Here is a 16,160-nt window from a genome sequence, read left to right as displayed (position 1 = left end):
AGCCAATCAGCGCACTTTAAAAGTGCGGCCTTGTCAGGCGCGCTCTCGCGACGCGCATCTCCACTAATTATTTGCAGACGCCATCCGTTCTCATTGGTGACAGGCCCGACCACGGTTGCGGCCAGGGAATACCTCAGGAGAACCCCATGCGCTTCGATCACGCGCAACGCCGCTTTTACATCCGCGCCAACAGAGGGACGGTTCAGATATGAGCACGCCCGTGAGCCTGACGCTGTTCTGCCTGCCTTTTTCCGGTGCCAGCGCGATGTTCTACAGCCCCTGGCGGCGCAAATTGCCGGAGTGGCTGAACGTACGGCCTTTGGAGCTTCCCGGTCGCGGCATGCGCATGGATGAGGCGTTGCAGACCGATATCGTGCAGTTGGCCAACCGTCTGGCCGACGAAATCAGTGCTGACCTGAATACGCCCTATGCGCTGTTCGGCCACAGCCTTGGTGGTCTGCTGGCCTTCGAACTGGCGCATGCGTTGCGTGAACGGGGTCTGCCTGAGCCGCTGGCGCTTTTTGCATCGGCTACCGCCGGTCCGGTGCGTCGCGATGTCAGCGAATACGCTCTGGCCAAGACCGATGAGCAACTGATCGACCGACTGCGCACGCTCAAGGGCACCAGCGAAAACGTCATCGCCAATGACGAGCTGATGCAATTGATGCTGCCGATCCTGCGCGCCGATTTTCTGCTCTGCGGCAGTTTCGTGTATGGCAAGCGCGAGCCGCTGAACCTGCCGATCCATGTTTTTGGCGGCAAGCAGGACAGTGTCAGCGTCGAGCAGCTGCTCGACTGGCAGGAGGAGACCTGTACCGGTTTCTCGCTGGACATGTTCGAGGGGCATCACTTCTATCTGGTCGATGAGCAAGTGCAACTGCTCCGGCACCTGCGGCGCTATTGCGAACTGCATCTGGCGCGTTGGCGCAACAGTGCGTCACGGCAATTGAACCGGGCAGCCGGCTGACCGCTTTTGCCTCTTTTGGCTTTTTTGTCTCACGCGCGGCCCACCTCAGGGCGCGCGCCTTTTTGAAATTCAGATCTTATCTGGCACGCCGAATCTAGCAGGAACTCCATCATGGATGCGTTTGAACTCCCCGACACTCTGGCCCAGGCTCTTCAGCGTCGCGCCTTGCACACGCCGGATCGGCTGGCGCTGCGGTTCCTCACCGACGAGAAAGACCAGGGACTGGTGTTGACCTACCGTGACCTGGACCTGCGCGCGCGGACCATCGCCGCTGCGCTGCAACGTCAGGCCGTGCCGGGGGATCGGGCGATTCTGCTGTTTCACAGTGGGCCGGACTATGTCGCTGCGTTTTTCGGCTGCCTGTACGCCGGGGTCATTGCGGTCCCGGCTTACCCGCCGGAATCCAACCGTCGTCATCATCAGGAGCGGCTGCTGTCGATCATCGCCGATGCCGAGCCACGGCTGGTACTGACCGGTTCCGACCTGCAGCCCGCCTTGCTGCAGATGGATGAGCTGGCTGCTGCCGATGCCCCACAACTGCTCTGCGTCGATACGCTGGACAGTGCGTCTGCCGACAATTGGCAGGGGCCACAATTGCAGGCCGACGACATCGCGTTCCTGCAATACACCTCGGGCTCGACCGCCTTGCCCAAGGGCGTGCAGGTCAGTCATGGCAACCTGGTTGCCAACGAGCTGTTGATTCGTCATGGCTTCGGCATCGACGTCAATCCGGACGACGTGATCGTCAGCTGGCTGCCGCTGTACCATGACATGGGCCTGATCGGCGGCTTGTTGCAGCCGATTTTCAGTGGCGTTCCGTGCATCCTGATGGCCCCGGCCTACTTCCTCACGCGGCCATTGCGCTGGCTGGAAGCTATCAGCGAATACGGCGGCACCATCAGCGGCGGGCCCGACTTTGCCTACCAGCTGTGCAGCGCGCGCGTCAGTGATTCGGCGCTGGAGCGGCTCGACCTGAGTCGCTGGCGCGTGGCGTATTCCGGCTCCGAGCCTATCCGCGAAGACAGCCTGAATGCGTTTGCCGAGAAGTTCGCCAGTTGCGGCTTCACGCCGGACAGCTTCATGGCGTCGTATGGGCTGGCCGAGGCTACGCTGTATGTGGCGGGTGGCAAGCGCGGCAAAGGCATTCCTTCACTGCGTTTGAATGCGCAGGCGCTGGCGCGCAATCTGGCAGAGTTGGGCGACGGTCAGCCAGTCATGAGCTGCGGCACCGGCCAGCCGGGACATGGAGTATTGATCGCCGACCCCGCCACCCTGCAAGTGCTGGACGAAAACCGTATCGGCGAAGTGTGGGCCAGCGGGCCGAGCATCGCCCACGGTTACTGGCGCAACCCTGAAGCCACCGCCAAGGCGTTCGTCCAGCATGACGGCCAGACCTGGCTGCGCACCGGCGATCTGGGCTTTCAGCGGCACGGCGAGTTGTACATTACCGGCCGTTTGAAAGACATGCTGATCGTCCGTGGCCACAACCTTTACCCGCAGGACATCGAGAAAGTCGTCGAGCGCGAGGTCGACGTGGTGCGCAAAGGCCGTATTGCGGCATTTGCGGTCAATCAGGACGGTAGCGAAGGCATTGGGATCGCTGCCGAAGTGAGCCGCAGCGTGCAGAAAATGCTGCCCGCCGAGGCGCTGATCAAGATCATTCGCCAGGCCGTTGCCGAGGCGTTTCAAGAAGCGCCGAGCGTTGTGGTGCTGCTCAATCCGGGTGCTCTGCCCAAAACTTCCAGCGGCAAGTTGCAACGTTCGGCCTGCCGCACGCGTCTGGCCGACGGCAGCCTTGACAGCTACGCGGTGTTTCCCGCGAACGATGCAACGCATCAAAACCGGACCCTGAGCACAGGATCGGACCTGCAAGCGCAGATCGCCAGTGTCTGGTGCGAGCATTTGCAGTGTGAGCAGGTCAGCGCCGACGATCATTTCTTCCTGCTGGGCGGCAACTCCATCGTCGCCACCCAGGTAGTGGCCCGGTTACGTGAAACACTGGGCATTGACCTGAACCTGCGCCTGCTGTTCGAAGCGCCGACGCTGGCCGCCTTTGCGGCGCAGATCGAAGCGCTTCAAATCGCCGCATCGCAAGGCGACAGCCAGACGCAGAACGCTATCGCCCGGCTGCCCGGCAACGAACAGCTGCCGCAATCGCTGGCACAGAATCGCCTGTGGTTCCTCTGGCAACTCGACCCGCAAAGCAGCGCCTACAACATTCCCGGTGGCCTGTACCTGCGTGGCGAACTGGACACTACGGCGTTGCGTACCAGCTTCCAGCGCCTGATCGAGCGTCATGAATCGCTGCGTACACGCTTCTACGAGCATGACGGTATCGCCCTGCAGCGCATCGACGCCCCCGGTGAATTCCATTTCGATACCGTGGATATCAGCGATCTGCCGAGCGACGAACGCCAGACGCGTGCGCTGGCGATCCGTGAAGAGCAGGCGCGTCTGCCATTCGATCTGCAAAACGGCCCGTTGCTGCGCGTTACGCTGCTGCAACTGGACGAGGAAGAGCATCAGTTGCTGGTCACGCTGCACCACATCATTGCCGATGGCTGGTCGCTGAATGTGCTGATCGACGAATTCTCGCGCCTCTATGCGTCGGCTGTTCAGGGGCAGCCACTGGAACTGGCACCTCTGCCACTGCGTTACGCCGACTATGGCCAATGGCAGCGCGAATGGCTGGCAAACGGCGAGGCCGAGCGCCAGCTCGACTACTGGAAGCAGCAACTGGGCGATGAGCAGCCAACCCTGGAATTGAGCACTGATCGTCCACGCTCGGCACGTCAGCAGCACAGCGCTTCGCGTTATAGCCTGCGCCTGAGTGCCGAGCTGAGCGCCGCCGTACGCAACACCGCGCAAGTCTGGCAATCAACGTCGTTCATGCTCTTGCTGGCGGGCTTCCAGGCCTTGTTGCATCGCTACAGCGGGCAGACCGACATTCGCATCGGTGTGCCCGGTGCCAACCGTCCTCGTCATGAAACCCAGGGCCTGATCGGCTTCTTCATCAACACCCTGGTGCTGCGTGCGCAACTTGACCCGCGCCTGCCGTTTTCCACACTGCTGGAACAGACCCGCCAGGCCGCGCTGGAAGCTCAGGCGCATCAGGACGTGCCGTTCGAACAACTGGTCGAAGCGTTTCCGCAGGCCCGCGAACACGGGCTGTTTCAAGTCATGTTCAACCACCAGCAACGTGACCTCGGCGCATTGCGTCGCCTGCCGGGGTTGCTCGCCGAAGAACTGCCGTGGCACAGCCGCGAGGCCAAGTTCGACCTGCAATTGCACAGCGAGGAAGACCGTAACGGTCGTCTCAACCTGTCCTTCGATTACGCCGACGAGCTGTTCGAGCGCGACACCATTGTGCGTCTGGCGCGGCACTACGTTGAGTTGCTGACCCAGGTCAGCCAGCAGGCGCAGGTTGCGTTGGGCGACGTGCAATTGCTCGGCGCTGACGAACTGGCCGAGCAGACGCAGTGGAGCGCTGCCGCACGCACGCCTGCACACGTCTGGCTGCCGGAACTGCTGGAGCGTCAGGCACTACAAACTCCCGAGCGTATTGCGCTGGTCTGGGAGGGCGGCAGCCTCGATTTCGCCAGCCTGCATGCCCAGGCCAACCGTCTGGCGCATTACCTGCGCGACAAGGGCGTCGGCCCGGACATCAAAGTGGCAATTGCCGCCGAGCGTTCGCCGCAACTGTTGATCGGTCTGCTGGCAATCCTCAAGGCCGGGGGTGCCTATGTGCCGCTGGACCCGGATTACCCGATTGAACGACTGGCCTACATGCTGCAAGACAGCGGCGTCGAGCTGCTGTTGACCCAGAGCCATCTGCTCGGCGACCTGCCGGGCGCAGACGGGGTCTGCACGGTTGCGATGGACATGCTGCACCTGGACAGCTGGCCGGTCAGCGCGCCGGGCCTGCATTTGAGCGGCGACAATCTCGCGTACGTGATTTACACCTCCGGCTCCACCGGTCAGCCCAAAGGCGTCGGCAACACCCACGCCGCACTGGCCGAGCGCCTGCAATGGATGCAGGACACCTACGTGCTGGATGAAAGCGATGTGCTGATGCAGAAGGCGCCGATCAGCTTTGACGTGTCGGTCTGGGAATGTTTCTGGCCGCTGATTACCGGTTGCCACCTGCTGCTGGCAGGCCCCGGCGAACACCGCGACCCGCACCGCATCGCGCAACTGGTCAACGAGCACGGTGTGACCACGCTGCACTTTGTGCCGCCCCTGTTGCAGCTGTTTGTCGACGAGCCGCTGGCGCAGCAATGCACCAGCCTGCGTCGCCTGTTCTCTGGCGGCGAAGCGTTGCCGAGCGAACTGCGCAACCGGGTGCTGGAGCAACTGCCGGGCGTACAACTGCACAACCGTTATGGCCCGACCGAAACCGCGATCAACGTCACCCATTGGCAATGCCAGGTTAGCGACGGCTTGCGTTCGCCGATTGGCCGTCCGCTGGGTAACGTGCTGTGCCGGGTGCTGGACAGCGAGCTCAACCCGCTGCCGCGCGGGGTTGCCGGGGAACTGTGCATTGGCGGCATCGGCCTGGCACGCGGTTATCTGAACCGTCCAGGGCTCACCGCCGAACGCTTTATCGCCGATCCACTGGGCCAGCCAGGTGAGCGCTTGTACCGCACCGGCGACCTGGTGCGCTGGGCCGCTGACGGTGCGCTGGAATACCTTGGGCGTCTGGATCAGCAGGTCAAACTGCGTGGCTTCCGCGTCGAACCGCAGGAGATCGAAGCCCGGCTGCTGGCCCAGCCGGGCGTCGGTCATGCTGCCGTGCTGGTGCGCGAAACCGCCGCTGGCCCGCAACTGATCGGTTATTACACGGCCGAAATCGGGCAGGACGTTCAGGCCGAGCGCATCAAGTCGGCGCTGGCGCTGGAACTGCCGGATTACATGGTCCCGGCGCAACTGGTGCGCCTCGACAGTATGCCGCTGAGCCCGAGTGGCAAGCTGGACCGACGCGCCTTGCCCGAGCCGCAATGGCAGACTCGCGAGCACGTCGAGCCGCAAACCGACCTGCAAAAGCAGATCGCCGCCGTCTGGCGCCAGGTGCTGGGCGTGCCGCGCGTCGGCCTGCGCGACGACTTTTTCGAGCTGGGCGGGCACTCGTTGCTGGCCACGCAGATTATTTCCCGCGTGCGTCAGGCCTGCGATATCGATTTGCCGTTGCGTGCGCTGTTCGAAGCCAGCGAGCTGGGCGCGTTTGTCGAACAGGTTCAAACCATTCAGCTGTCCGGCGAACGCAGCAGCCTGCAGCCGATTGCCCGCGTTGACCGCAGTCAAGCGGTGCCGCTGTCCTATTCGCAACAGCGCATGTGGTTCCTCTGGCAGATGGAACCGGACAGCCCGGCGTACAACGTCGGCGGCATGGCTCGACTGAACGGCGTGCTCGATATCGAACGTTTCGAAGCCGCGCTGCAAGCCTTGATCCTGCGCCACGAAACCCTGCGCACCACCTTCCCGAGCGTCAACGGCGTAGCCTGCCAGAAGGTCAGCGAACAGACCGGCCTGCGCGTGCAGTGGCAGGATTACTCGGCGCTGCCTGCCGAGCTTCGTCAGCAGCGCCTTCAGGCACTGGCCGACAGCGAGGCGCATCAGCCTTTTGATCTGGAGACCGGTCCGCTGCTGCGTGCCTGTCTGGTCAAGGCGGCTGATCTTGAGCATTACTTCGTTCTGACCCTGCACCACATCGTCACCGAAGGCTGGGCGATGGACATTTTCGCCCGTGAACTGGGCCTGCTCTACGAGGCGTTTCTTGACGGCAAGCCGTCGCCGCTGGAGCCGCTGGCGGTTCAATACCTTGATTACAGTGTCTGGCAGCGTCAGTGGATGGAGGCGGGTGAGCGCCAGCGCCAGCTGGATTACTGGACCGCGCAGTTGGGTAACGAGCATCCGCTGCTGGAACTGCCCGCTGACCGGCCACGCCCAGCGGTACAAAGTCATCAGGGCGAACTGTACCGTTTCGACCTGAATCCCGAACTGGCCGCCAAAGTCCGCGCGTTCAACGCGCGCAATGGCTTGACCCTGTTCATGACCATGACCGCCACACTGGCGGTGCTGCTCTACCGTTACAGCGGTCAGAATGACCTGCGCATCGGTGCGCCGGTGGCCAACCGCATCCGTCCGGAAAGCGAAGGGCTGATCGGCGCGTTCCTCAACACCCAGGTGCTGCGCGTGCAGCTTGACGGGCAAATGAGCGTTGCGCAGTTGTTCGAACAGGTTCGTCACACTGTTATTGAAGGCCAGTCGCATCAGGACCTGCCGTTCGATCATCTGGTCGAAGCCCTGCAACCGCCACGCAGCGCGGCCTACAACCCGCTGTTCCAGGTGATGTGCAACGTGCAGCGCTGGGAATTCCAGCAAAGTCGCGAGCTGGCGGGCATGACCGTCGACTATCTGGTCAACGATGCGCGTGCCACCAAATTCGACCTCAACCTGGAGGTCACCGAGCTGGATCACCGCCTGGGTTGTTGCCTGACCTACAGCACCGATCTGTTCGACGAGCCGCGCATCGCGCAGATGGCCGAGCACTGGCTGAACCTGCTGCAAGCACTGCTCGCCGACCCGCAACAGCGCCTGAGTGAACTGCCGCTGTTGCAGGACGCCGAGCGTCAGCAACTGCTCGACAGCCTCGGCGTCGAAGCCGGCGAACAACGGCTTGATCAGTGCATTCACAGCCTGTTCGCCGAACAGGCGCTGCTGCGCGCAGAGGCGCCGGCACTGACCTTTGCCGGTGAAACCCTGAGCTACGCCGAGCTGGACGCCCGCGCCAACCAACTGGCGTGGATGCTGCGCGAGCGCGGCGTCGGCCCGCAGGTTCGCGTCGGCCTGGCGCTGCCACGCTCACTGGACATGGTCATCGGCCTGCTGGCGATCCTCAAGGCCGGTGGTGCGTATGTGCCACTGGACCCGGAATATCCGTTGGAACGCCTGCACTACATGATCGAAGACAGCGGCGTCGGCCTGCTGTTGAGCGACCGTGCATTGCTTGCCGCGCTGGGCGAGTTGCCTGCCGGTGTTGCCCGCTGGTGCCTGGAAGACGATCAGCTGCTGCTGGAGTCTTTTTCGTCCGATGAACTGCCGTTTATCAGCCTGCCGCAGCATCAGGCGTACCTGATTTACACCTCCGGCTCGACCGGCAAGCCCAAGGGTGTGGTGGTGTCCCACGGTGAAATCGCCATGCATTGTCAGGCGGTGATTCGTCGCTTCGACATGCAGCCCGATGACTGCGAACTGCATTTCTATTCGATCAACTTCGATGCCGCCACCGAGCGTCTGTTGGTGCCGTTGCTCAGCGGCGCGCGCGTGGTATTGCGCGCTCAAGGTCAGTGGGACGCCGAAGAAATCTGCACGCTGATTCGCCAGCAGCAGGTCAATATTCTCGGCTTCACCCCCAGCTATGGCAGCCAGTTGGCGCAGTGGCTGGCCACTCAAGGCCAGACCTTGCCGGTGCGTATGTGCATCACTGGCGGTGAAGCGCTGACCGGTGAACACTTGCAGCGCATTCGCGCAGTGTTCCAGCCGGAACTGTTGTTCAACGCCTATGGCCCGACCGAAACCGTGGTCATGCCGTTGGCCAGCCTGGCCCCGCAGCAACTGGAAGAGGGCGAAGCCAGCGTACCGATCGGTCGTGTGGTCGGCGCGCGGGTTGCCTATATTCTCGACGCCGATCTGGCCCTGGTGCCGCAGGGCGCGAGCGGCGAACTTTACATCGGCGGTGCCGGTCTGGCGCAGGGCTACCATCAGCGCCCCGGCATGAGCGCCGAGCGCTTCGTGGCCGACCCGTTTGCCAGCAACGGCGGGCGTCTGTATCGCACCGGTGACCTGGTGCGCCAGCGCGCCGACGGGCTGGTGGAGTACGTGGGGCGTATCGACCATCAGGTGAAGATCCGCGGCTTCCGTATCGAACTGGGGGAAATCGAAACCCGTTTGCTGGAACACGAGGCCATCCGCGAAGCCGTAGTGCTGGCGCTGGACACGCCGTCGGGCAAGCAACTGGCGGCTTATCTGGTCACTGATGTGGCCGGGCAGGGCGACGAGCAGCAGGCGCAATTGCGTGAATCGCTCAAGTCGCACCTCAAGGCGCAATTGCCGGATTACATGGTGCCAACCCACCTGATTCTGCTCGACAGCATGCCGCTGACCGCCAACGGCAAACTTGATCGACGGGCATTGCCTGCACCGGACCCGGAACTCAATCGTCAGCACTACGTAGCCCCGGCCAGTGAACTGGAGCAACAGCTGGCGGCGATCTGGTGTGCGGTGCTGAATGTGGAGAAAGTCGGCCTCAACGACAACTTCTTCGAACTGGGCGGCGATTCGATCCTGTCGATTCAGGTGGTCAGCCGGGCGCGTCAGGTGGGTATTCATTTCAGCCCGCGTGATCTGTTCCAGCACCAGACCGTGCAGACCTTGGCTGCCGTGGCGACCGCCAGCGAACTGATTCAGGCTGAACAGGGCCTGCTGCAAGGCGCGTCGGCCCTGACGCCGATTCAGCACTGGTTCTTCGACACGCCGATCCCCGAGCGTCAGCACTGGAACCAGTCGCTGGTGCTGGAGCCGCTCAATGCACTCGACCCGCGTCTGCTGGAGCAGGCGTTGCGTGCACTGCTCGAACAGCATGACGCATTGCGCCTGAGCTTCACCGGGCAAAACGGCAAATGGCAGGCTGAACACCGTGCAGTGACGGCAGAAACCTTGCTGATTCAGGCACGGGTTGCGGACATGGCCGAGTGTGCGGCGCTGTACGCCGACACCCAGCGCAGTCTCGATCTGCAAAACGGCCCGCTGTTGCGCGCCTTGCTGGTCGATGGTCCGCAGGGTCAGCAACGTCTGCTGCTGGTCATTCACCATCTGGTGGTCGATGGCGTTTCGTGGCGGGTGCTGCTCGACGATTTGCAAACGGCCTATCGACAGTTGAGCGAAGCAACGCCAGTGCGCTTTGCCGCCAAGACCAGTGCGTTCCGTGACTGGGCCGCACGCCTGCAGGCCTACGCGGGTAACGAATCGTTACGTGAAGAGCTGCACGTGTGGCAGCGTCAACTTGGCGGTCCAGCGGCGCAGTTGCCGTGCCACAACCCGCAGGGCGGCCAGCAGAATCGTCAGGCGCAAACCGTCAGCGTGCGACTGGATGCCGAACGTACCCGACAACTGCTGCAACAGGCACCCAGCGCATACCGCACTCAGGTCAACGACCTGCTGCTGACGGCGTTGGCGCAAGTGGTCTGCCGCTGGAGCGGGCAACCATCGACGCTGGTCCAGCTGGAAGGGCACGGCCGCGAAACCCTGTTTGACGACATCGACCTGACCCGCACGGTCGGCTGGTTCACCAGCGCTTATCCGCTGCGCCTCACCCCAGCAGTGGCTGGCGATGCAGCGCCGGGGGAGTCGATCAAGGCGATCAAGGAGCAGCTGCGTCAGGTGCCGCACAAAGGCCTGGGCTATGGCGTGCTGCGCTATCTGGCCGACAGTGCCAGCAAAGCCGCCATGCAGGCGCTGCCGGTGGCACCGATCACCTTCAACTACCTCGGTCAGTTCGACCAGAGCTTCGCCAGCGATGCGTTGTTCCGTCCGCTGGAAGAGTCAGCGGGCGCGGCACACGATCCGCATGCGCCGCTGCCCAACGAGCTGAGCATCGACAGCCAGGTGTATGGCGGCGAACTGCTGCTGCGCTGGACTTTCAGTGCCGAGCGTTATCAACCCGCCGCCATCGAAGCGCTGGCGCAGGATTACTTGGCCCGGTTGCAGGCGCTGATTGCACATTGCCTGAGCGATGGCAGCGGTGGCCTGACGCCTTCGGACTTCCCGCTGGCCGATCTGGATCAGGCGCAACTCGACGCACTGCCGGTCGCTGCGACGCACATCGAGGACGTCTACCCGCTGACACCAATGCAGGAGGGCATGCTGCTGCACACCCTGCTGGAACCGGGCACCGGCCTGTATTACATGCAGGACCGCTATCGCATCAACAGCGCGCTCGACCCGGAGCGTTTCGCCCAGGCCTGGCAGGCGGTGATCGCCCGTCATGAAGCGCTGCGTGCGTCGTTCTGCTGGGACATCGGCGAAACCATGCTGCAGGTCATCCACAAGCCGGGTAGCACGCCGATTGATTATCTGGACTGGTGTGATGTGCCGCAGGACCAGCAGGAGCCGCGTTTGCAGGCATTGCTCAAGTCCGAGCGCGAAGCCGGTTTCAACCTGCTCGATCAGCCGCCGTTCCACCTGCGCCTGATTCGCGTCGACGAAGCGCGCTACTGGTTCATGATGAGCAACCACCACATCCTCATCGATGCCTGGTGCCGTTCGCTGCTGATGAACGACTTCTTCGATATCTACACTGCGCTGGGCGAAGGTCGTGAAGCACAACTGACGCCTGCCCCGCGTTATCGCGACTACATCGGCTGGCTGCAACGCCGTGGCCTGACGCAGGCGCGTGACTGGTGGCAAGACAACCTGCGCGGCTTCGAACGGCCGACGCCGATCCCCAGCGACCGGCCGTTCCTGCGTGAACATGCGGGCGACAGCGGCGGCATGGTCGTGGGCGATTGCTATACCCGCCTTGATGAACGCGACGGCGCACGACTGCGCGAGCTGGCGCAGCAGCATCAACTGACCGTCAACACCTTTGCCCAGGCAGCATGGGCCTTGACCCTACGGCGCATGAGCGGTGATCGCGACGTGGTGTTCGGCGTCACGGTGGCCGGTCGTCCGGTGGAACTGCCGCAAATGCAGCGCACCGTTGGGCTGTTCATCAACACCATCGCGCTGCGCGTCGGCATGCCCGGCGACGATCAGCGTTGCAGCGTGCGCCAGTGGCTGAGTCAGTTGCTGGACAGCAACATGCAACTGCGCGAGTACGAATACCTGCCGCTGGTGACCATTCAGGAAAACAGCGAACTGCCCAAAGGCCAGCCGCTGTTCGACAGCTTGTTCGTGTTCGAGAACGCACCGGTGGAAGTTTCGGTGCTCGACCGTGCGCAAAGCCTCAACGCCACGTCGGATTCCGGTCGCACCCACACCAACTATCCGCTGACGGCCGTCTGCTATCCGGGTGATGATCTGGGCCTGCATCTGTCTTACGACCAGCGTTATTTCGATGAGTCCACCGTGCAGAACATGCTCGGCGAGTTCAAGCGTCTGCTGCTGGCGCTGATCGAGGGCTTCCACGGCGACATGAGCGAACTGGCACTGGTCAGCGAGCAGGAGCGCACGTTCCTGATCGAGGGCTGCAACCAGAGCGAGCACGCGTACCCGCTGGATAAAAGCTACGTCGAACTGTTCGAAGCGCAGGTCGAAGCACATCCGCAGCGCATTGCGGTCAGTTGCCTGGATCGCCAGCTCAGTTATGCCGAGCTGAATATTGCCAGCAACCGTCTGGGCCATGCCCTGATCGAGGCCGGTGTCAGTTTCGATCAGCCGGTTGCCTTGCTCGCCGAGCGTGGCGTTGAACTGCCGGGCATGATCATCGGCAGCTTCAAGGCCGGTGGCGGTTACCTGCCGCTGGACCCGGCGCTGCCCGATTCGCGACTGAGCGGCATCATCGGCCAGAGCGGCACGCCGCTGCTGGTGTGCAGCGCGCAATGTCTGGAACAGGGCAGGGCGCTACTTGAAGCGCTGCCCGAGTCCGCTCGTCCGCAGTTGCTGGTCTGGGAAACTGTGCAGCAGCGCGAATCAGCGCAGCACAACCCCGGCCGCTACAGCGCACCGGACAACCTCGCTTACGTGATCTTCACCTCCGGCTCCACCGGGCTGCCGAAGGGCGTGATGGTCGAGCAGCGCGGCATGCTCAACAACCAGTTGAGCAAGGTGCCGTACCTGAGCCTGAGCGAAAGAGATGTCATCGCCCAGACCGCTTCGCAGAGTTTCGACATCTCGGTCTGGCAGTTCCTCGCCGCGCCGCTGTTTGGCGCGCGGGTGGACATTGTGCCGAACGACATCGCCCGCGACCCGCAGGCCCTGTTGGCGCATGTGCAGGCGCAGCGCATCAGCGTGCTGGAAAGCGTGCCGTCGCTGATAACCGGCCTGCTCGCCGAACCGCAGGCAGCGCTCGACGGCCTGCGCTGGATGCTGCCGACCGGCGAAGCCATGCCGCCCGAGCTGGCCAGCCAGTGGCTGCAACGCTACCCGCAGATCGGTCTTGTGAATGCCTACGGCCCGGCTGAGTGTTCCGACGACGTGGCGTTCTTCCGCATCGATGCAGCGTCCACATGCAGCGCTTATCTGCCGATCGGTTCTCCGACCGACAACAACCGCCTGTACCTGCTCGACGATGCGCTGGACCTCGTGCCGCTGGGTGCAGTGGGTGAGCTGTGCGTGGCCGGGGCCGGAGTCGGCCGTGGTTATGTCGCTGACCCTTCGCGCAGCGTAACGGTATTCGTACCGCATCCGTTCGGTGCACCGGGCGAGCGTCTATACCGCACCGGTGACTTGGCGCGGCGGCGCAAGGACGGCGTGCTGGAGTACGTCGGCCGGGTCGACCAGCAGGTGAAGATTCGTGGTTATCGCATCGAGCTGGGCGAAATCGAAACCCGCTTGCTGGAGCATTCGGCGATCCGCGAGACGGTGGTGCTGGACGTCGACGGTCCGCTGGGCAAAGTGCTGGCGGCCTATCTGGTGCCAAGCGCTGCCACGCCGGATCACGATGCGCTGCGAGACGAGCTGAAAAACCACCTCAAGGCCAGCCTGCCGGACTACATGGTGCCTGCGCATCTGGTGCTGCTGGAAGCCATGCCACTGACGCCGAACGGCAAGCTTGACCGCAAGGCCTTGCCTGCGCCGGACGTCAGTCAGGCGCAGCAGGAATACCTCGCGCCGCAGACCGAGATGGAGCAGCAACTGGCGACCATCTGGGCCGATGTGCTCAAGGTCGAGCGGGTGGGCATTACCGACAACTTCTTCGAGTTGGGAGGGCACTCGCTGCTCGCTACCCAGGTCGTCACCCGTGCGCAGAAGCTGTTGCAGCGCAACGTGCCATTGCGGGCGATGTTCGAATTCAACACCGTTCAGGCATTGGCCGAGCATCTGCAAAGCCTTGGCGGAGCGCAGGTTGACGAGCAGAAATTCGACCGTCTGGCGGACTTGATGGCGGAACTGGAAGGGCTCTGATCGGCCTCTCGTCGGCGCGCTGGCGTTGCGGATAAAAAACTCGTTACCGGGTGTAAATCCGCAGCTCGCTGGCGCGTTTTCAAGGGAAGGAATAAACGCCTGAACCGGCATGGCCAAGCGTCATGCATCAGGTCATTCAACCAGCGTATTGAGGGTTGCACAGATGTCAGTCGCTACCAGGCTTATCGATGATCAGTTGACACGGGTTGCCCCGGCAGCGGCTGAAACGCTCTACCAATTCGAAGAGTCGCCATTGCTGGCCCGGCAAAATCGCCAGGAATCCAATGCGCGCAGTTACCCGCGGCGCATCCCGCTGGTGCTCAAGCGGGCCAAGGGCATTCACGTCGAGGACGTCGAAGGGCGGCGCTTCATCGATTGCCTGGCAGGTGCGGGCACACTGGCGTTGGGGCATAACCATCCGGTGATCATCGAAGCGATTCAGCAGGTGATCAGCGATGAGTTGCCGCTGCACACCCTGGACCTGACCACGCCGGTCAAAGACCAGTTCGTTCAGGACCTGTTCGGCCTGCTGCCCCCAGCGCTGGCCAATGACGCGAAGATCCAGTTCTGTGGCCCGACCGGCACCGATGCGGTGGAAGCCGCGCTGAAACTGGTACGCACTGCCACTGGACGCAGCACGGTGCTGTCGTTTCAGGGCGGTTATCACGGCATGAGCCAGGGCGCGTTGAGCCTGATGGGCAGCCTGGGGCCGAAAAAGCCGCTCGGCGCGTTGCTCGGCACCGGCGTGCAGTTTCTGCCGTACCCCTATGATTACCGCTGCCCGTTCGGGCTCGGCGGCGAACAGGGCGTGCGCGCCAACCTGCATTATCTGGAGAACCTGCTCAACGACCCGGAAGCCGGTGTGCAACTGCCCGCAGCGGTCATTCTTGAAGTGGTGCAGGGCGAGGGCGGGGTCATTCCTGCTGACCTGGACTGGTTGCGCGGCGTGCGGCGTATTACTGAAAAGGCTGGTGTGGCGCTGATTGTCGATGAAATCCAGAGCGGTTTTGCCCGCACCGGCAAGATGTTCGCCTTCGAACACGCCGGGATCATCCCGGACGTCGTGGTCATGTCCAAAGCCATTGGTGGCAGCCTGCCGCTGGCGGTGGTGGTCTACCGTTCATGGCTCGACACCTGGCTGCCGGGCGCCCACGCAGGAACTTTCCGTGGCAACCAGATGGCCATGGCTACCGGTTCGGCGGTAATGCGCTATCTTCAGGAACACAACATTTGCGAGCACGCGACGGCGATGGGCGCGCGTCTGTCCGGGCACTTGCGTGCCTTGCAGCGTGACTTCCCGCAACTGGGCGATATTCGCGGGCGCGGGCTGATGCTGGGTGTTGAGCTGGTTGATCCGGCCGGTGTGCGCGATGCGCAGGGTCATCCGCCGGTATTTGCCCGTCTGGCCCCGCTGGTCCAGCGCGAATGCCTCAAGCGCGGGCTGATTCTGGAACTGGGTGGTCGACACGGCAGCGTGGTGCGCTTCCTGCCACCGCTGGTGATCACCGCCGAGCAGGTCGACGAAGTGGCCGAAATCTTTGGTCGCGCACTCAACGCCGCTGTCGCACAGCTTTAATTTTTCGACGTAGCGATACGTTCAATCCCTATAGCTGCTATGAATTGGCACAGCAGCACTGAACCAACACGGAGAGCAGCAATGACTTCAGTATTCGATCGGGAAGACATCGTCTTTCAAGTTGTGGTCAACCACGAAGAACAGTATTCGATCTGGCCCGACTACAAAGCCATCCCCAACGGCTGGCGCACCGTTGGCAAAAGCGGCTTCAAGAAAGAGTGCCTGGCCTACATCGAAGAGGTCTGGACCGACATGCGCCCCCTGAGCCTGCGCCAGAAAATGGAAGCGCAGACGGCCTGATTGAGTGTTATACACAAGTCCTGTGGGAGCGAGCTTGCTCGCGAAGAGGCCGGTACAGCCTTGACCACCGTGCGATGCTGCGCAACTGACTATCGTGCGACGCAGAGCGTCGCGACCCGCATTCCCACGCTGGAGCGTGCGCAACGATAACTGACTATCGTGCGACGCTCCGCGTCGTCATGCCGTTCTGGACGC

Annotated in this window: 4 protein-coding genes; all 4 read left to right on the top strand. The window is 62.9% G+C overall.

The window, feature by feature from the left end:
• Positions 1 to 208 precede the first annotated feature (208 nt).
• Positions 209 to 967, top strand: a complete 759-nt coding sequence (locus tag RYC17_RS23815; RefSeq protein ID WP_058409700.1) for a thioesterase II family protein — start codon at positions 209 to 211, stop codon at positions 965 to 967.
• Positions 968 to 1,078: 111 nt separating this feature from the next.
• Entirely contained in the window at positions 1,079 to 14,089 is a 13,011-nt protein-coding gene (locus RYC17_RS23810; RefSeq protein ID WP_316904580.1) for a non-ribosomal peptide synthetase, read from the top strand.
• Positions 14,090 to 14,252: 163 nt separating this feature from the next.
• Positions 14,253 to 15,665, top strand: coding sequence for an aspartate aminotransferase family protein (locus RYC17_RS23805; RefSeq protein WP_316904579.1), 1,413 nt, complete (start codon positions 14,253 to 14,255; stop codon positions 15,663 to 15,665).
• An 81-nt stretch (positions 15,666 to 15,746) separates the two neighbouring features.
• Positions 15,747 to 15,965, top strand: a complete 219-nt coding sequence (locus RYC17_RS23800) for an MbtH family protein (RefSeq protein WP_003304661.1) — start codon at positions 15,747 to 15,749, stop codon at positions 15,963 to 15,965.
• Positions 15,966 to 16,160: the final 195 nt, after the last annotated feature.

Source organism: Pseudomonas syringae group sp. J248-6 (genome assembly GCF_032586995.1).
Taxonomy (GTDB): Bacteria; Pseudomonadota; Gammaproteobacteria; order Pseudomonadales; family Pseudomonadaceae; genus Aquipseudomonas; species Aquipseudomonas amygdali.
Note: the sequence above shows the minus strand (reverse complement) of the source record. Positions and strands in the feature narration are given on the sequence as shown.

Coding starts and splice junctions, on each gene's coding strand:
- RYC17_RS23815 (WP_058409700.1), top strand. CDS start 209: ATGAGCACGCCCGTGAGCCTGACGCTGTTCTGCCTGCCTTTTTCCGGT.
- RYC17_RS23810 (WP_316904580.1), top strand. CDS start 1,079: ATGGATGCGTTTGAACTCCCCGACACTCTGGCCCAGGCTCTTCAGCGT.
- RYC17_RS23805 (WP_316904579.1), top strand. CDS start 14,253: ATGTCAGTCGCTACCAGGCTTATCGATGATCAGTTGACACGGGTTGCC.
- RYC17_RS23800 (WP_003304661.1), top strand. CDS start 15,747: ATGACTTCAGTATTCGATCGGGAAGACATCGTCTTTCAAGTTGTGGTC.